Origin of the sequence: Janthinobacterium sp. SUN100 (assembly GCF_030397705.1) — a bacterium.
In the GTDB taxonomy this organism is placed as follows: domain Bacteria; phylum Pseudomonadota; class Gammaproteobacteria; order Burkholderiales; family Burkholderiaceae_D; genus Janthinobacterium; species Janthinobacterium kumbetense.
In genome coordinates, this window is record NZ_JAPUBU010000004.1 from 286,679 (window position 1) to 303,819 (window position 17,141).

The window sequence follows — 17,141 nt, forward strand, 5'->3', positions numbered from 1 at the left end:
GGCAGTTAATTACGAAATGGCGGGGCAGTTTGATAAAATAGCGACTTGATCGACCGAATTCACCCGCTGGCGCCCTGCCGCACGATGTTGAAAAACATGCTTGCGCGCGCGTGCCGGCGGGTATCCGCCTTCTATTTTACCGCCTCCGCTGCCACCACACCATGAACCAGACTTCTAATGTTTCCCTTTCCTACCGTGACGCTGGCGTCGATATCGACGCAGGCGACGCTTTAGTCGAAGCAATCAAGCCGTTTGCCAAGCGCACCCTGCGCGAAGGCGTGATGGGCGGCCTGGGCGGTTTTGGCGCCATGTTTGAAATCAGCAAGAAGTACAAGGAACCGGTGCTGGTCTCGGGCACCGACGGCGTGGGCACGAAATTGCGCCTGGCATTCGAACTGAACCGCCACGACACGGTCGGCATCGACCTGGTCGCCATGAGCGTCAACGACATCCTGGTGCAAGGCGCCGAACCGCTGTTCTTCCTCGATTACTTCGCTTGCGGCAAGCTGGACGTGGCCATCGCCACCGACGTCATCAAGGGCATCGCCCAGGGTTGCGAACAAGCGGGCTGCGCACTGATCGGCGGCGAAACGGCGGAAATGCCGAGCATGTACCCGGCTGGAGAATACGACCTGGCAGGTTTTGCCGTCGGCGCCGTGGAAAAATCGAAAATCATCGACGGCACCAAGATCGCCCCGGGCGACGTGGTGCTGGGTCTGGCTTCGTCGGGCGTGCACTCGAATGGTTACTCGCTGGTGCGCAAGATTATCGAAGTGGCAAAACCGGACCTGGAAGGCGACTTCCATGGCCGCAAGCTGGCCGACGTGCTGATGCAGCCGACGCGCATCTACGTCAAGCCATTGCTGGCGCTGATGGACGCCATGGAAGTCAAGGGCATGGTGCACATCACCGGTGGCGGCCTGGTGGAAAATATCCCGCGCGTGCTGCAGCCTGGCCTGGTGGCCGAGCTGGACTCGAAGGCATGGACCATGCCACCGCTGTTCACGTGGCTGCAACAGCATGGCGGCGTGGCTGACGCCGAAATGCACCGCGTCTTCAACTGCGGCATCGGCATGACCGTCATCGTTTCGCAGGAAAACGCGGACGCCGCCATCGCCCAGCTGCAAGCGGCCGGCGAAACCGTCTCGCGCATCGGCACCATCCGTGCCCGCGTGGGCGACGAGCACCAAACGATTGTCATCTAAGTCTTAGTCGACATAAAAAAGGCAGGCACTCGCGAGAGGCCTGCCTTTTTTTACGTTCCGATGGCGCTTACCTTGCGTGTGCCGGCTTCATGCGCCCATCCGGCTGCGAGCCGCCCCTGCCGATCATGGCCACGCTGACGGCCGAGACGAGGGAGGCGAACAGGATGTAGCCGACGATGTGCCACGGTTCGCCATTGCCCGTCTTCAGCAGGTAGGTGGCGATGATGGGCGTCAGGCCGCTGGCGAAGATGCCGGAGAACTGGTAGACGAAGGAGATGCCCGTGTAGCGCACCTTGGCGTCGAACAGGTCGCAGAACAGGGCCGCTTCCGGGCCGTACACGGCCGAATACAGCACGCCCAGCGGGATGATCACGGAACACCACAGCAGCAGCGGATTGTCGGCGTGGTTGAGCATGATCCAGAAGGCGGGGATGGCCGACACGCCCGTGATCAGTGAACCCCAGAAAAACACCTTGGTGCGGCCGATGCGGTCCGACAAGCGGCCGAAGAACGGGATGCAGAAGCACATCACGACGGCGGACGCCATCACGCCCATCAGCGCTTCCGTGCGGGCGATCTTGATGGTATTGGTCAGATAGGTGATGGAAAACACGCCGAAGATATTGAAGAACACGCCATCGATGTAGCGTGCGCCCATGCCCTTCAAGACATTTCCCGGATAGCGTTTCAGCAGGTCGAAAAACGGAATCTGCGTCTCCGCGTTCTTTTCCTTGACGGCCTGGAATTCCGGCGTTTCCATCACGTTCAGGCGTATCCACATGCCGATGAAGACGAGGGCGGCCGACAGGATGAAGGCCACGCGCCAGCCCCAGGACAGGAATTGCGCATCCGTCAGGCTGTACGACAGGATCGCCACCACGCCGGAAGCGAGGCACAGGCCGATGGCCAGGCCGATCTGCGGCAGGCTGGCATAGAAGCCGCGCTCCTTCTGCGGCGCATATTCATACGCCATCAGCACGGCGCCGCCCCACTCGCCACCGAGGCCGATGCCTTGCAGCACGCGCAGGAACAGCAGCAGGCCGGGCGCCCAGTAGCCGATGTGGTCATACGTGGGCAGCACGCCGATCAGGAAGGTGGAGATTCCCATGATCATCAGGGTCATGACCAGCATGCTCTTGCGGCCGATCTTGTCGCCGAAGTGGCCGAAGATCACGCCGCCGATGGGGCGCGACAGAAAGCCCACGGCGAAGGTGCCATAGGCCAGCATGGTCGAAACGAGCGGATCGTCGCCCGGGAAATACAGCTTGCTGAACACGATGCCGGCGACGACGCCGTATAAAAAGAAGTCGTACCACTCGATGGTGGCGCCGATCACGCTGGCCATCACGACTTTCCGTAGCTCTTTGGCCTTTTTCGGATTGTTCGGATTGTTATCCATAATATCTAGTCTCCAATCGATATCGATTATGTATTTTTTGATGCTGGGCTGCTTGCCGAGTCATTGGGGGCGGGCCGGTCTGTCCGCCGTTGGCATCCTCCTTGCTGGGAATGGAACGGGTGGGTCAGGCCGCCTGCGGCAGCCGCACGGCATCCGCCAGGATCATGTCGGCCGCTTTTTCCGCGATCATGATGGTGGGAGCGTTCGTGTTGCCCGAGACGATTTCCGGCATGATCGACGCATCGACCACGCGCAATCCCTGCAAGCCGTGCACGCGCAGGCGGTCGTCGACGACGGCCATCGCGTCATGCCCCATCTTGCAGGTACCGCTGGGGTGGTAGATCGACTGGCTGAAGCGCCGCGCCGCATCCAGCAGTTCTTCATCCGTCTCGAATTGCGGGCCGGGCACGAACTCGGCAATGATGTGCGGCGCCAGCGACGGCGCGGCAGCGATTCTGCGCGCTACGCGCAGGGCGGCGATCGCCGTGCGCTGGTCGCGCGGGTCGGACAGGTAGTTCGGATAGATGCCCGGATAGGCGAGCGGGTCGGCGGACTTGATCGACACGTGGCCGCGGCTGTGCGGGCGCAGCTGGCACACGGACGAGGTGAAGGCGGAAAACGGATGCGCGCCTTCGCCCGGCTTGTCGGCGCTCAGCGGCTGCATGTGGAACTGGATGTCGGGCCGCTCCACCTCGGGCGAGGATTTGGTAAATACCGTCACCTGGCTGGCCGCCAGGGTCAAAGGACCGGAGCGCGAAAACACATATTGCATGCCCACCCACAGCTTGCCCCACAGGCTGTTGACTTCATCGTTCAGGGTTTTCAAGCGAGTCTTGAAGACGAGGCGGATTTGCAGGTGGTCTTGCAGGTTCTGCCCCACGCCGGGCAAGTCGTGCACGAGAGGCACGCCCACGTCCGCCAGCAGGGCGCGCGGCCCTACGCCCGAGCATTGCAGGATTTGCGGCGAGCCGATGGCGCCCGCGCATAAAATCACTTCGCCGCTGGCGCGCGCCTGGCGCAGCTGGCCATCCTGGCGGAATTCGATGCCGACGGCGCGCTTGCCCTCGAACAGCACGCGCGTGATCTGCGCCCGCACTTCCACGCGCAGATTGGCGCGCTTGCGGGCCGGCCGCAAAAAGGCTTTCGCCGTGCTCCAGCGCAAGCCCTTGCTGGCTGTCTGCTGGAAGTAGCCGACACCTTCCTGCGTGGCGCCGTTGTAATCGGCATTGAAGGGGATGCCGCTTTCCGTGGCGCCCGCAATAAAGTGTTCCGCGATGGGGCGGCGCAGGCGCAAATCCGACACCTTCAATGGACCGCCCACGCCGTGGTAATCGCTGGCGCCCCGTTCCTGGTCTTCCGATTTCTTGAAATAGGGCAGCACCTCGGCATAGCTCCAGCCAGCGTTGCCCAGCTCGGCCCAGCGGTCGTAGTCCTCTTTCTGGCCCCGCACGTACAGCAGACCGTTGAGCGAGCTGGAACCGCCCAAGACCTTGCCGCGCGGCCATTGCAGCTGGCGCCCGGCGATGCCGGCGTCCGCTTCCGTGCGGTAGCACCAGTCCAGATTCGGGTCGTGCATGGTCTTGAAATAGCCGACCGGCACGTGGATCCAGGGATTGTTGTCCTTGCCGCCCGCTTCCAGCAGCAATACCTGATTGTTGCTGTCGTGCGACAGGCGGTTGGCCAGCACGCAGCCGGCGGAACCGGCGCCGACGACGATGTAATCATAGTGTGTTTGCAACATTGCTCTTGTCTCCTGCGTTGCGGTAGCGCTTGCCTCGGCGGGCGTTTTTTGCGATACACTGGTCTTTATTGATTATTTTTGGAACTTCTTGTTCCATTTATAAAAGACGTGCAGCACCGGGACAAGCGGAAACAGCCGCATACGCGAGAGGTGAAACAGAACATGCATGATGCGTTTCAAAAACGGCCGGCCGAGGCCGAAGAAGGTAGTCAGGCGGCGTCCAGCACGGCGGCCAGCCATGGCGACGAGGCGCGGGGCTTGCGCGTGCTGCGCCTGATCGAGCACCTGGCCAGCGCCAGCCAGCCCTTGACCCTGTCGCAACTGGCCGCGCGCATGCAGGTGCCCAAGGCCAGCATGATGCGCCTGCTCGATACCTTGGAGCAACATGGCTATGTGCTGCGCACGCCCGTGGGACGCGGCTACGTGCCGGGCGCCGCTTCCACCAACCTGGCGCTGGCGACCCTGCGCAACAATGCCCTGATCCGTGTGAGCCGCAGCATCCTGGGCAGCCTGGTGGCGGCCACGGGCGAGACGTGCAATCTGGCGATTCCCGAGGGGAATGCGATCGTGTATGTGGACCGCGTGGAAACGCAGGAACCGCTGCGCCTGCATCTGGTGCTGGGCACGCGCGCGCCCATGCATTGCACGGCGAGCGGAAAATTATTCCTGGCGCACATGAATTTGCTGGAGCGGCGCGAGTTGCTGGCCATGCTGACCCTGCAGGCGCGCACGCCGAAAAGCATCACGGACCCCGTGCTGCTCGAGCGCGAGATCGTGCGCATCGCCCGCCTGGGCATCGGCATCGACGACGAGGAATTCGTGCACGGCATGGTCGCCGTGGCCGTGCCCATCTGCGCGGCCGACGGGCGCATCGTGGCGGCCGTGGCCTGCCACGCGCCCGTGGCGCGCAAGTCCGTGGAGCAACTGCTGCAGCACGTGCCGCAACTGAAGGACGCGGCCGTCAAGCTGCGGCCGCTGCTGCTGGCGGAAAACAGCTAGGGTTTCAAGACCTTGGCCACCTTCGCCGCGCGTAGGCGGAAGGCGTCCGGCATGCCCGAGCCCAGCAGCGGGCGCAGGTACAGTCGGAAAGCATCCGTCACGTCCGTGCCGCTGGCGCTGATGAATTCGTCTTCCATGGTGCGCGTCTTGCCCGCCACGTCCGTCAGGGGCAGCAACTCGTAATCGACGGAATAAAAACCCGTGCGCTTGATGGCGACGGAGCCGTCGCGCTCGCCCCACATGGCGAATTGCACGGCCTTTTCACCCACTTCGCGGGCTTCGCGTTGATCTACATCAGAGACGCAGCCGATGAAGGAGCGCTGCAGATAGCCGAAGGTATCGCCGCGCACGCGCTTGATGCCCAGTTTCGCCTTGATTTCGTCGCACAGCAGGTCGGCCAGCGCGCCCGTGCCGGACAATTGCACATTGCCGTGCGCATCGCGCTCGACCGCATTGCCCGCCTGTGTGGCCAGCAGGCTGGCGATCGGCTCGCCTGAGGCATCGTGGATGCCTTCCGAGACGGCAATCACGCAGCGGCCATGCTTTTCATACATGGCCTTCACGTCGGAGAGGAATTGATCCAGCGCAAAGACACGCTCGGGCAGGTAGATCAGGTGCGGGCCATCGTCGGGGAACTTCTTGCCCAGCGCCGAGGCGGCCGTCAAAAAGCCCGCGTGGCGGCCCATCACCACGCCCACGTAGACGCCGGGCAAGGCCGCGTTGTCCAGGTTGGCGCCGGCGAACGCCTGCGCGACGAAACGCGCGGCGGACGGAAAGCCGGGCGTGTGGTCGCTGCCCACCAGGTCGTTGTCGATGGTTTTCGGGATGTGGATGCAGCGCAGCGGATAACCGGCCTTGTGCGCTTCCTCGCTGACGATGCGCACCGTGTCGGACGAGTCATTGCCGCCGATGTAAAAGAAATGCTCGATTTCATGCGCGCGCAGCACTTCGAAGATTTGCTGGCAGTAGGCAATATCGGGCTTGTCGCGCGTGGAACCGAGGGCCGAGGATGGCGTGGCGGCCACCAGTTCCAGGTTATGGCTGGTCTCCTGCGTCAGATCGACGAATTCTTCATTGATGATGCCGCGCACGCCGTGCAGCGCGCCATACACGCGCGTGACATGTTGGAAGCGCCGTGATTCGAGCACCACGCCCACCAGCGACTGGTTGATGACGGCGGTGGGGCCGCCCCCTTGGGCGACAAGAATTTTTCCAGACGGCATGGGATTTCCTCGTAAATGGAACGGCCCTCCAGCCTACTCCTTTTTTGCCGGGGGGCTGTCTTTTCCGATAGTTCTGTCGCGGAATTTCTCCATCTCATCCTCTGGCCAGGATGCGCTGTTATTCCGGTGCCCGGATATGCTCGACCAGTCCCGTGCTGCGGCGTCCTGGCGCCGGCGTCAGCCAGCTGACCAGCACGGCGGCGGCCAGGCCGGCCGGCACGCCGAAGATGCCGGCGGAAATGGGAGCGATATGAAACCATTGACCGCTGGCATTACCGCCCAGCATGGTGCTCGTGTGCAGCATGTAATACAGGCACACGCCAAAGCCCGCCAGCATGCCGGCCAGCGCGCCCTGGTGGTTGGCGCGTTTCCAGAACACGCCCAGCACCAGCGGCGGAAACAGGGTCGAGGCGGCCAAGGAAAAGGCCACGCCCACGAGCGACAAAATGTCCGCCGGCTTTTGCGAGGCCGCATAGGCGGCGATGAAGGCCACGGCCAGCAGCAGCAATTTTGAAATCGTCACGCGCTTTTGCGTCGAGGCGGTGGGATCGACCACCTTGTAATAAATGTCGTGCGACAGGGCGTTGGAGATGGCCAGCAGCAAGCCATCGGCCGTCGACAGGGCGGCAGCCAGGCCGCCGGCCGCCACCAGGCCGGAAATCACGTAGGGCAGGCCGGCGATCTCGGGCGTGGCCAGTACCAGCACGTCGGCGTCGATGGAAATTTCCGCCAGCTGCACGATGCCGTCGCGGTTGACGTCGACGATGCTGATCAGGGGGCTGAGCTTATCCACGTTGGCCCAGTAGGATACCCAGGTGGGCAGGTTCGTGTATTGCGTGCCCACCAGCGCCGAGTAAATATCGTATTTGACCAGCACGGCCAGTGCGGGAATCGTGAGGTAGATCAACAAGATGAAGAACAGGGTCCAAAAGACGGACACGCGCGTTTCGTGCACGGACGGCGTGGTGTACGATCGCATCAGGATGTGGGGCAGGGCGGCCGTGCCCAGCATCATGCAGAACACGAGGGCCAGAAAATTGTTGCGCTTGATGTCGGATTGTTCCCGGTCGGCGGCGGGAAACGGCTGCGCGTGCGGAATGATCGGCTCGGCGCGTTTCTGGTTCTGCGCCTGCGCCGCCTGCCACAGCACGCGTGCCTCGTCCGGACTTTTCGGATAGGCGATCAGGTAACGCTCCGCGTTGCGGATGTCGAACAGCGAAGCATTGCGCTGGCGCAAACTATCGAGCTGGCGCTGGGCCGTCAGATGGCCTTGTTCCCAGGAAGCGGGCAAGCCGTCGATGCGCGCCTGGTAGCTTTGCGCACGCTGGCGGAAGATGGCGCGCACTTCGTTTTCTTTCGGGTCCGTTTCCAGCACGTGTTCGCGCGCGCTCAGTTGCGGCAGCACCTTGCCGTAGGCAATCTGCGGCACGGGATTGTCCGCATGCTTGACCGACAGCCACATGGCGGGAATCAGAAAGGCGACGAGGATGATGATGTACTGCGCCACCTGCGTCCAGGTGATGGCGCGCATGCCGCCCAGAAAGGAGCAGACGAGGATGCTGGCGAGGCCCAGGAAGATGCCGACGGAAAAATCCACGCCCGTGAAGCGCGAGGCGATCAGGCCGACGGCATAGATCTGCGCCACCACATACGTAAACGAGACGATGATGGTGGCGGCCACGGCCACCACGCGCACGCTGGCGCCCCGTTTGTCGGTGCCGCTGCCGTAGCGGGCAGCGAGGAAATCGGGAATCGTGTACTGGCTGAACTTGCGCAGGTAGGGCGCGATCAATAGCGCCACCAGGCAATAGCCGCCCGTCCAGCCCATGATGAAGGCCAGGCCGTCGAAGCCGTTCAGGTACAGGCCGCCGGCCAGGCTGATGAAGCTGGCCGCCGAAATCCAGTCGGCGGCCGTGGCCATGCCGTTGAACATGGCTGGCACCCGGCGCCCCGCCACATAGTATTCGGTGACGTTCGAGGTGCGGCTGATGACGCCGATGGTGGCGTACAGGGTGATGGTGACGAGCATGAACAGGTAGCCGATCCACGCGCGCGGCATGCCTTCCTGTTCCAGTACCGACAGGGCCAGCAGGAAGGCGGCGAATCCGGCGGTAAACAGCAGGTAGTAGCGGCACAGGCGCGCAAAGAAGCTGCGCTGGCTGCTCATGCTTGCTCCTTGGCATGAAAAGCCCGGTCGAGGCGCCGCATGCGCCAGGCATACAAGGCGATGATGGCCAGGTACACGAGTGAGGCGCCCTGGGCCGCCATATAAAAGGGCAGCGGCCAGCCGAACAGATTCAAATGTAACAGTTCGCGCGCATAGAACACGGTCAGGAAGCCCGTCAGCAGCCAGACCAGCAGCAGGATGGCCGTCAGGCGCCGCGTCTTGCGCCAGTGCACATCGAGGCGCGCCTGCAGCTCGGGGCTGGGCGTGCGCGCCGGCCGCGCGGGAGGAGCGGGTGGGCTCGGCTTATCCATACGTGATGTCATCCTCTTCTGGCGCGTCCGGCAACAGCAGGGCGATGCTCAGGCGCAGCAGGGTGCCCGGCAGCTTCGGCGACTGCGCGCGCGGATTGTTAAAAATATCGACTTCGGCGCCATGCTGCTGAGCAATTTCGCGCACGATGGCCAGGCCCAGGCCGCTACCGTCGACATTGCTGCCGAGAATGCGGTAAAAGCGTTCGAACACGTGCGCCCGCTCGGCCTGCGGTATGCCGGGGCCCGTATCTTCCACTTCCAGGATGGCCAGTTCCAGGGTGCTGCGCACGCGCACCGTGACGCTGCCTCCAGCCGGCGTGTAGCGCAAGGCATTGTCGATCAGGTTGCTCAGCAGCTCGCGCAGCATCATGGCATTGCCGGAGATCAAGATCGAATACGCGGGCTGCTCGAAGCCCAGGTCGATATGCTGGGCAAACGAGGCTTGCACCCAATCCTGCACCACGCCGCGCGCCAGTTCGCTCAGCTCGATCGGTTCGAACGCTGTGCCCGCCTGCGGCTGGTTTTCCGCGCGCGCCAGGGCCAGCAACTGGTTGACCAGGCGCGTGGCCGCTTCCGAACTTTTAGCCAGTTGCAGCAGCGAGCGGTGGATTTCGTCGTGGTCGGTCTGGCGCAGGGCCAGCTCGGATTGCATGCGCATGCCGGCCAGTGGCGTTTTCATCTGGTGCGCGGCATCGGCGATGAAACGTTTCTGCATGTCGATCGACAGCGACAGCCGCGCCAGCATCTCGTTGAGCGAACCGACCAGCGGCGTGATTTCCTCGGGCACCTGGCCCGATTCGATGGGCGATAAATCGTCGGGCGGCCGGGCGCGTATGCGTTCCTGCAATTGCGCCAGCGGCGACAGGCCGCGCGCCAGGGCAAACCAGACCAGGGCCAGGATCACGGGCAGGATGATGAACTGCGGCAAAATCACGCCCTTGATGATTTCATTGGCGAGCTGGGCGCGCTTTTCCAGGGTTTCCGCCACTTGCACCAGTGCGCGGCTGGGTTCATCGTCGTTGCCGGAAGGAATGTCGAGATAGCTGAACGCCACGCGCACGGGCGTGCCGTGGATGGTGTCGTTGCGAAACAGCACCATGCCGCTGCGGTATTTGTCGGGGTCTTGCGGCGGCGGCAGATCTCGGTCGCCGTTCAGGTATTCGCCGCGCGGGCCCACCACCAGGTAATACAGGGTGTCGACATCGTCGCCGCGCAGGAAGTCGCGGCCCTTGCCGTTTTTGTCCGGCACGTGGCGCAGCATCGCGCCATCGGCTTGCTTGACCTGTTGCGTCAGCACCGTCACGCTGTCTTCCAGCGCATGGTCGAACGGTTGATTGGCGATGCTCTTGGCCACCAGATAGGTGATGGCGATGCTCATCGGCCACAGCAGCAGCAAGGGCGCCAGCATCCAGTCGAGGATTTCGCCGAACAGCGAATGCTCGATGGTGTCATCCTGCTCCGTGGTGGGCGGCTCGAACCAGTCGTCGTCGTCCGCCTCGTCCGCTGGCGCCTCGCGCACCTTCACTTGCTGGCGGGTCCGCTGGCCGGGCTTGCCGATTCGCCCGCTTCGGCGTTCAGGCGCGCCGCTTCCGAGTATTTTTCCAGGCAGTATCCGAGGCCGCGCACGGTGGCGATGCGCACGCCGCCCACTTCGATCTTCTTGCGCAAGCGGTGGACATACACTTCGATGGCGTTGTTCGACACTTCCTCGCCCCATTCGCACAGGTGGTCGACCAGTTGCTCTTTTGAAACGAGGCGGCCTGTGCGGCCCAGCAGGATTTCCAGCAAGCCCAGTTCGCGCGCCGACAGGTCGAGCATCTGGTCGTTGATGTAGGCGCTGCGCCCCACCTGGTCGTAGCTGAGGGGGCCGTGCTTGATGATGGTGGCGCCGCCGCCGGCGCCGCGGCGCGTCAGGGCGCGCACTCTTGCCTCCAGTTCCGACAAGGCGAACGGCTTGGCCATATAATCATCTGCACCGAGGTCGAGGCCATTCACGCGTTGCTCGATGGAATCGGCGGCCGTCAGGATCAGCACGGGCAGCAGCGAGGCGCGCGCGCGCAGGCGGCGCAGCACTTCCAGCCCGGACATCTTGGGTAGGCCCAGGTCGAGGATCAGCAAGTCGAATTCCTGGGTGGATAGGGCCGTATCGGCCTCTTGCCCGGTCTTGACGTAGTCGATCGCATAACCGGACTGGCGCAGCGAGCGGGTCAGGCCATCGGCCAGCACGCTGTCATCTTCGGCAAGTAAAATACGCATGGTGCACTTCCTATGCTTGCGACGGTAGAAGCTTGTATTGTGTTTCATTTTCCGCAAGGTGGCGAATTTTTGTGAAAAACAGGGTTGTATTGATCTGTTTCAAAACAAATCCACGTTCCGCTTGCATTGATCACTGTTTTTTTATACAGTACTGTCTGTGTAAAGAATTTAACCCACTGGCGCTATCGCAGGCCGACCGATTCACGTGAATCGTCGACTGTAGAACGGCTGAAAGAACATATGGACGATAAAAAAGCTGTAGTACCCGCATCGGAAAAAGCCAAGGCGCTCGCCGCCGCACTGGCGCAGATCGAGAAGCAGTTTGGCAAAGGTTCGGTCATGCGCATGGATGCCAGCGCACCGATCGAAGAAGTGCAAGTCGTGTCGACCGGTTCGCTCGGCCTCGATATCGCGCTGGGCGTGGGCGGCTTGCCGCGCGGCCGCGTGGTGGAGATCTACGGTCCGGAATCGTCGGGTAAAACCACCCTGACCCTGCAAACCATTGCTGAAATGCAAAAACTGGGCGGCACCTGCGCCTTTATCGATGCCGAGCACGCGCTCGACGTCGGTTACGCGCAAAAGCTGGGCGTGAACCTGCATGAACTGCTGATCTCGCAACCGGATACGGGCGAGCAGGCGCTGGAAATCTGCGACGCCCTCGTGCGTTCGGGCAGCGTCGACCTCGTCGTCATCGACTCCGTGGCCGCACTGACGCCACGCGCCGAGATCGAAGGCGACATGGGCGATTCCCTGCCGGGCTTGCAAGCCCGTTTGATGTCGCAAGCCCTGCGCAAGCTGACCGGCTCCATCAACCGCACGAATACCCTGGTCATCTTCATCAACCAGATCCGCATGAAGATCGGCGTGATGTTCGGCAGCCCGGAAACGACCACCGGCGGCAATGCGCTGAAATTCTACGCCTCCGTGCGCCTGGATATCCGCCGCACCGGCTCGATCAAGTCCGGCGATGAAGTGATCGGCAACGAAACCAAGGTCAAGGTCGTCAAGAACAAGATCGCGCCACCGTTCAAGGAAGCGCACTTCGACATCCTGTACGGCGCCGGCACCTCGCGCGAAGGCGAAATCCTGGACCTGGGCTCGGATGCCAAGATCGTGGAAAAATCCGGTTCGTGGTACAGCTACAACGGCGAACGCATCGGCCAGGGCAAGGACAACGCCCGCGCCTTCCTGCAAGAGCGTCCGGCGCTGGCCCGCGAGATCGAAAACAAGGTCCGCGCTTCGCTGGGCGTGCGCGAACTGCCGCCGCTGGCTGCTGAAAAGCCGGAAAAAGCAGATAAAGCTGCCGACAAGGCTGCCAAGGCTGCGGAAGCCAAGGCCGCCGAGTAAGCGACAGTGGCGGGGCCAGCCTGGCCCGCCGGCGGCAGCTTGCCGCATAAAAAAGTTCTACAATGATTGCCGCCCTGCGCCTGTGCGCCTGGCGGCAATTGTGTTTTCAGTCCGGTGTGGTAAAGATGGGATATGGGTATGGCAGCGGTACAACTAAGCCTGAAAGGCAGGGCGCTACGCTTTCTGTCGATGCGCGAACACAGCCGCATGGAATTGCGGCGCAAGCTGCAGCGCCATGCGCAGGAAGGCGACGATGTGGAAGCCTTGCTCGACAGCCTGGAGCAAACCAACTGGCTGTCGCAGGAGCGTTTTTCCGAGTCGCTGATCCACCGCCGCTCGGCCCGTTTCGGCAATAGCCGCATCATGGCGGAATTGCAAAGCCATGGCATCGGGGGCGAGGCGCTGCAGGAACTCAAGGCGGGCCTGGCCGAAGGGGAAGTGGCGCGCGCCTGCGAAGTGTGGCGCCGCAAATTTGGTGCAGTGGCGCAGGATGCCGAGCAGCGCAACAAGCAGATGCGCTTCCTGATGCAGCGCGGCTTTTCGCAGCGCGCCGTGCAAGCGGCCTTGAAGGGGCGGGAGCCCGAGGACGACTAGGCGGCTGGCGCGCTTCTGCGAGCTTTCGTGCCGTGCCGGCCGGCCCGCCTTGGCCGCGCTGTGTTCCATCTACAACAGTCCGCACGATGCCCAGCTTGCGTGCGCGGGCCAGTCGGCCTTGCTGTTTGTCCATGTTTTCTTTGCAGGATTCTGCTTCTGTCATCGCCCTGTCAAGCCAGCGGCGTATTGTTGCGCTGCACGTCGTGAGCGCTGCCTGCGCAGTGCGATCTCGGCGCGGTGGCGGCAACTGGATGCGGTTCGCGGCTTCAGGTGCGCATATCTATCATCACTGAATGTGATAACAGCGTAAATTTCCATGTGCTTTCTTTATACTTTGAAATGTTTTTATCGAAGCAATGAAAAATTATGTTGCGGCGCAACCAGCGCCCAGTGTGCTACACTTTTAGGGTTTTTGCGGCGCCGCAGGTGCGGTTGCTGTTCGTAGAAGCTGCGAACAGAGTGCTTTAGGCACATGGCTGCTTACTAAATTATGGCCGCGCAAGCGGCATCGGTCTTATGCCCCTGTCAACTCCCGTATCCCGGCGCGCCCTCCGGCACTCCCGCGTTATCGACGTCCAAGCGTATGTGCGCGACGACGGCCTGTGGGATATTGACGCCCGTATCACCGATATCAAAAGCTATGATGCGACCCTGGCCTCCGGCCCCCGTCCCGCCGGCTCCCCTCTGCATGACCTCCACTTACGCATTACCGTCGATCGCGAACTGACCATCGTCGAGGCCGAAGCCGCCTCCGATGCCGTGCCCTATCCCGGTTTTTGCGATACCATCGGCCCCGCTTACAGAGCGCTGATCGGTCTGAATTTATTGAAGAATTTCCGCCGCGACTTGAAACAGCGCCTGGCGGGAATCGCCGGCTGTACCCATTTGACCGAACTGGCGCAAGTCTTGCCGACTGCGACGGTTCAGGCATTTGCCGGCGATGTCTGGTCGACCCGTGACGGTGCGAATGCTGACTTGTCGCATGAAAAGCCGTTTCAACTCGACAAATGCCACGCCCTGCGCACCGATGGCGGGGCAGTTGCACAGTATTACCCGCGCTGGGTAGCCAAAGCGTGACCCCGGCGCTCTGTTTTTCCTGTTTTTTTTGCACCACTAACCGTATTTTTACACATCAGTATCAGAAGGGAAGCCAGCATGAAAATCCATGAGTATCAAGCCAAAGAAATCCTCCGGCAATTCGGAGTGACGGTACCACGCGGTATTCCGTGCATGTCCGTCGAAGAAGCCGTCAAGGCTGCGGAAACCCTGGGCGGCCCGGTGTGGGTTGTCAAGGCGCAGATTCACGCAGGTGGCCGCGGCAAGGGCGGCGGCGTGAAAGTGGCAAAATCGATGGAACAGGTCAAGGAATACGCTGACCAGATCATGGGCATGCAGCTGATCACGCATCAGACCAGCGCCGAAGGCCAGAAAGTCAACCGCCTGCTGGTGGAAGAAGGCGCCGACATCAAGCAAGAACTGTACGTTTCGCTGGTCACCGACCGCGTCACCCAGAAAATCGTCCTGATGGCGTCGTCCGAAGGCGGCATGGACATCGAAGAAGTGGCCGAGAGCCACCCAGAGAAGATCCACCACGTCACCATCGAGCCAAGCGTTGGCCTGACCGATGCCCAGGCAGACGACATCGCGACCAAAATCGGCGTGCCTGCCGGTTCCATCGTCGACGCCCGCGTCAACCTGCAAGGCCTGTACAAAGCATACTGGGAAACCGATTGCTCGCTGGCCGAAATCAATCCGCTGATCGTCACCGGCAGCGGCAAAGTCATCGCCCTGGACGCCAAGTTCAACTTTGACCCGAACGCCCTGTTCCGTCATCCGGAAATCATCGCCCTGCGCGATCTGGACGAAGAAGATCCAGCTGAAATCGAAGCGTCGAAATTCGACCTGGCCTACATCTCGCTCGACGGCAACATCGGTTGCCTGGTGAACGGCGCCGGCCTGGCCATGGCCACCATGGACACGATCAAACTGTTCGGCGGCGAGCCAGCCAACTTCCTGGACGTCGGCGGCGGCGCCACGGCAGAAAAAGTGACCGAAGCGTTCAAGATCATGCTGAAAAACCCAGGCCTGAAAGCCATCCTGGTGAACATTTTCGGCGGCATCATGCGTTGCGACGTGATCGCCGAAGGCGTTATCGCCGCGGTGAAAGCCGTTTCGCTGAACGTACCGCTGGTGGTGCGCATGAAGGGCACCAACGAAGACCTGGGCAAAAAGATGCTGGCCGATTCCGGTCTGCCTATCATCGCAGCCGACACCATGGAAGATGCAGCCAAGAGCGTCGTTGCCGCCGCTGCCGGTCAAGCTTAATTAAGGAATCAACATGTCCATTCTGATCAATAAAGATACCAAAGTTGTTACCCAAGGGATCACCGGCAAGACCGGCCAGTTCCACACCCGCGGTTGCCGCGACTACGCGAACGGCAAAGCTGCCTTCGTGGCAGGCGTGAACCCGAAGAAAGCCGGCGAAGATTTCGAAGGCATTCCTATTTTCGCTAACGTTACCGAAGCGAAAAAAGAAACCGGCGCCAACGTTTCCGTCATCTACGTGCCGCCAGCAGGCGCGGCAGCGGCGATCTGGGAAGCTGTCGAAGCTGAAATGGATTTGGCCATTTGCATCACCGAAGGCATTCCTGTCCGTGACATGATGGCTTTGAAAGACCGCATGGCCAAAGCCAACAGCAAAACCCTGCTGCTGGGCCCTAACTGCCCAGGCTTGATCACGCCAGACGAAATCAAGATCGGCATCATGCCAGGTCACATCCACAAGAAGGGCCGTATCGGCGTGGTGTCGCGTTCGGGTACCCTGACCTATGAAGCAGTGGGTCAGCTGACCGCACTGGGCCTGGGCCAATCGTCGGCAGTCGGCATCGGCGGCGACCCGATCAACGGTCTGAAGCACATCGACATCATGAAGATGTTCAATGACGATCCAGATACCGACGCGGTCATCATGATCGGCGAAATCGGTGGTCCGGACGAAGCCAACGCGGCTTATTGGATCAAAGACAACATGAAAAAACCGGTCGTTGGCTTCATCGCTGGCGTAACGGCTCCTCCAGGCAAGCGCATGGGCCACGCCGGCGCGCTGATCTCGGGCGGTGCCGATACGGCGCAAGCCAAGCTGGAAATCATGGAAGCTTGCGGCATCACCGTCACCAAAAACCCGTCGGAAATGGCGCGTCTGCTGAAAGCCATGCTGTAATTCCAGCCCGGTCACCGCAGTACAAAAAAGGAGCTTCGGCTCCTTTTTTTTGTCCGCAAGACAGGCCGCATCCCGGCCCGGGACGACGGCGCTGGTCCGAACCGGCCCAAATGTGTCGCTTTTCTTTCCATGTGCACCGCCGCTGCCCGGGCGCGCCGCTGGCATGGCGCTTGCACCATGCACGGCGTGGGCAATGCACAATGGGAGGATACGATGCGCGCGCAAAGCGGATTTACCCTGATAGAACTGATGATCGTGGTGGCCATCGCCGGCATCCTGGCGGCCGTGGCCATTCCCCAGTATGGCGACTACACGATGCGGGCCAAGGTCAGCAATGTACTGGCGGCCGCCGCGCCGCTGAAAACGGCCGTGGCCCTGTGCGTGCAGGAAAACGGCGGGCTGGCTACCGCCTGCAGCACGCCTACCCAGGCCGTGCCCAGTGCTATCCCCTTGTTCAGCCCGACGCGCGAAGTGGCGAGCGGAAAGGTCGACAAGGGCAATATCGAGCTGACCCTGGCGGGCGACATGGGCAGCGGCGTGGGCGGCCAGACGGTGAGCATGGAGCTGCAGCTTGGCTCCAGCAGCCTAAGCTGGTTCAACAGCACCAGCGTGACGAATGCCGCGGCCAAGGAGGCCATTACCAAGAATAATATTCCGAAAGTGGTGGCGACGCAGTGAG

General features: G+C 61.9%; 15 protein-coding genes. 8 read left to right on the forward strand and 7 right to left on the reverse strand.

The features are described 5' to 3' along the window. Window positions 1-161 precede the first annotated feature (161 nt). The gene (gene purM, locus O0881_RS21375) at window positions 162-1,205 is read left to right on the forward strand and encodes a phosphoribosylformylglycinamidine cyclo-ligase (protein WP_034788683.1); all 1,044 of its coding nucleotides are present in this window, start codon (window positions 162-164) and stop codon (window positions 1,203-1,205) included. A 67-nt stretch (window positions 1,206-1,272) separates the two neighbouring features. Here the strand turns inward: purM and O0881_RS21380 are convergent, their stop codons facing one another. Continuing rightward, the gene (locus O0881_RS21380; RefSeq protein WP_289912926.1) at window positions 1,273-2,604 is read right to left on the reverse strand and encodes an MFS transporter; all 1,332 of its coding nucleotides are present in this window, start codon (window positions 2,602-2,604) and stop codon (window positions 1,273-1,275) included. A gap of 124 nt (window positions 2,605-2,728) precedes the next feature. After that, window positions 2,729-4,345, reverse strand: a complete 1,617-nt coding sequence (locus O0881_RS21385; RefSeq protein ID WP_289912928.1) for a choline dehydrogenase — start codon at window positions 4,343-4,345, stop codon at window positions 2,729-2,731. Between the two features lie 162 nt (window positions 4,346-4,507). On the opposite strand from O0881_RS21385, the gene O0881_RS21390 reads away from it, so the two are divergent. Continuing rightward, complete coding sequence (locus O0881_RS21390; protein ID WP_289912929.1) at window positions 4,508-5,344, forward strand: IclR family transcriptional regulator; 837 nt, start codon at window positions 4,508-4,510, stop codon at window positions 5,342-5,344. Here the strand turns inward: O0881_RS21390 and O0881_RS21395 are convergent. The 5 genes from O0881_RS21395 to O0881_RS21415 all read right to left on the reverse strand — a co-directional run bounded on the left by O0881_RS21395 (window position 5,341) and on the right by O0881_RS21415 (window position 11,301). Next, window positions 5,341-6,567: a 6-phosphofructokinase gene (locus O0881_RS21395; protein ID WP_289903306.1), complete on the reverse strand. Its 1,227-nt coding sequence runs from the start codon at window positions 6,565-6,567 to the stop codon at window positions 5,341-5,343. The genes O0881_RS21390 and O0881_RS21395 overlap by 4 nt on opposite strands. A gap of 118 nt (window positions 6,568-6,685) precedes the next feature. Continuing rightward, window positions 6,686-8,734 carry a sodium:solute symporter family protein gene (locus O0881_RS21400; RefSeq protein ID WP_289912932.1) on the reverse strand — a complete coding sequence of 683 codons (2,049 nt, stop codon included), beginning with the start codon at window positions 8,732-8,734 and terminating at the stop codon, window positions 6,686-6,688. Then, the gene (locus O0881_RS21405; RefSeq protein WP_289912933.1) at window positions 8,731-9,045 is read right to left on the reverse strand and encodes a DUF4212 domain-containing protein; all 315 of its coding nucleotides are present in this window, start codon (window positions 9,043-9,045) and stop codon (window positions 8,731-8,733) included. Before O0881_RS21405 ends, O0881_RS21400 begins: the two co-directional genes overlap by 4 nt. Continuing rightward, on the reverse strand, window positions 9,038-10,570 hold the full coding sequence (locus O0881_RS21410; RefSeq protein WP_289903310.1) for a sensor histidine kinase: 1,533 nt from the start codon (window positions 10,568-10,570) through the stop codon (window positions 9,038-9,040). The genes O0881_RS21405 and O0881_RS21410 overlap by 8 nt, the downstream gene beginning before the upstream one ends. Continuing rightward, window positions 10,567-11,301: a response regulator transcription factor gene (locus tag O0881_RS21415; RefSeq protein ID WP_034746066.1), complete on the reverse strand. Its 735-nt coding sequence runs from the start codon at window positions 11,299-11,301 to the stop codon at window positions 10,567-10,569. Before O0881_RS21415 ends, O0881_RS21410 begins: the two co-directional genes overlap by 4 nt. 240 nt (window positions 11,302-11,541) lie before the next feature. Between O0881_RS21415 and recA the strand changes: the two genes are divergently transcribed. The 6 genes from recA (at window position 11,542) to O0881_RS21445 (ending at window position 17,140) form a co-directional block, all read left to right on the forward strand. Then, on the forward strand, window positions 11,542-12,648 hold the full coding sequence (gene recA, locus O0881_RS21420; protein WP_071321836.1) for a recombinase RecA: 1,107 nt from the start codon (window positions 11,542-11,544) through the stop codon (window positions 12,646-12,648). A 138-nt stretch (window positions 12,649-12,786) separates the two neighbouring features. Beyond that, complete coding sequence (gene recX, locus O0881_RS21425; RefSeq protein ID WP_289912935.1) at window positions 12,787-13,242, forward strand: recombination regulator RecX; 456 nt, start codon at window positions 12,787-12,789, stop codon at window positions 13,240-13,242. Between the two features lie 516 nt (window positions 13,243-13,758). Then, a complete protein-coding gene (locus O0881_RS21430) occupies window positions 13,759-14,319 on the forward strand; it encodes a DUF2889 domain-containing protein (RefSeq protein ID WP_077408684.1) in 561 nt (186 codons plus the stop codon). Window positions 14,320-14,397: 78 nt separating this feature from the next. Continuing rightward, window positions 14,398-15,567, forward strand: coding sequence for an ADP-forming succinate--CoA ligase subunit beta (gene sucC / locus O0881_RS21435; protein ID WP_034788653.1), 1,170 nt, complete (start codon window positions 14,398-14,400; stop codon window positions 15,565-15,567). A gap of 13 nt (window positions 15,568-15,580) precedes the next feature. After that, window positions 15,581-16,462, forward strand: coding sequence for a succinate--CoA ligase subunit alpha (gene sucD, locus O0881_RS21440; RefSeq protein ID WP_034746085.1), 882 nt, complete (start codon window positions 15,581-15,583; stop codon window positions 16,460-16,462). 213 nt (window positions 16,463-16,675) lie between these two features. Next, window positions 16,676-17,140, forward strand: a complete 465-nt coding sequence (locus O0881_RS21445) for a pilin (protein ID WP_289912936.1) — start codon at window positions 16,676-16,678, stop codon at window positions 17,138-17,140. The last annotated feature ends 1 nt before the right edge of the window (window position 17,141 follow it).

What these genes read in the sequence shown, in the direction of transcription:
- O0881_RS21430 (WP_077408684.1), top strand. Translation starts at nt 13,759, where the DNA reads ATGCCCCTGTCAACTCCCGTATCCCGGCGCGCCCTCCGGCACTCCCGC.
- recX (WP_289912935.1), top strand. Translation starts at nt 12,787, where the DNA reads ATGGCAGCGGTACAACTAAGCCTGAAAGGCAGGGCGCTACGCTTTCTG.
- O0881_RS21400 (WP_289912932.1), bottom strand. Translation starts at nt 8,734, where the DNA reads ATGAGCAGCCAGCGCAGCTTCTTTGCGCGCCTGTGCCGCTACTACCTG.
- O0881_RS21380 (WP_289912926.1), bottom strand. Translation starts at nt 2,604, where the DNA reads ATGGATAACAATCCGAACAATCCGAAAAAGGCCAAAGAGCTACGGAAA.
- O0881_RS21385 (WP_289912928.1), bottom strand. Translation starts at nt 4,345, where the DNA reads ATGTTGCAAACACACTATGATTACATCGTCGTCGGCGCCGGTTCCGCC.
- recA (WP_071321836.1), top strand. Translation starts at nt 11,542, where the DNA reads ATGGACGATAAAAAAGCTGTAGTACCCGCATCGGAAAAAGCCAAGGCG.
- sucD (WP_034746085.1), top strand. Translation starts at nt 15,581, where the DNA reads ATGTCCATTCTGATCAATAAAGATACCAAAGTTGTTACCCAAGGGATC.
- O0881_RS21390 (WP_289912929.1), top strand. Translation starts at nt 4,508, where the DNA reads ATGCATGATGCGTTTCAAAAACGGCCGGCCGAGGCCGAAGAAGGTAGT.
- O0881_RS21405 (WP_289912933.1), bottom strand. Translation starts at nt 9,045, where the DNA reads ATGGATAAGCCGAGCCCACCCGCTCCTCCCGCGCGGCCGGCGCGCACG.
- O0881_RS21445 (WP_289912936.1), top strand. Translation starts at nt 16,676, where the DNA reads ATGCGCGCGCAAAGCGGATTTACCCTGATAGAACTGATGATCGTGGTG.
- sucC (WP_034788653.1), top strand. Translation starts at nt 14,398, where the DNA reads ATGAAAATCCATGAGTATCAAGCCAAAGAAATCCTCCGGCAATTCGGA.
- purM (WP_034788683.1), top strand. Translation starts at nt 162, where the DNA reads ATGAACCAGACTTCTAATGTTTCCCTTTCCTACCGTGACGCTGGCGTC.
- O0881_RS21415 (WP_034746066.1), bottom strand. Translation starts at nt 11,301, where the DNA reads ATGCGTATTTTACTTGCCGAAGATGACAGCGTGCTGGCCGATGGCCTG.
- O0881_RS21395 (WP_289903306.1), bottom strand. Translation starts at nt 6,567, where the DNA reads ATGCCGTCTGGAAAAATTCTTGTCGCCCAAGGGGGCGGCCCCACCGCC.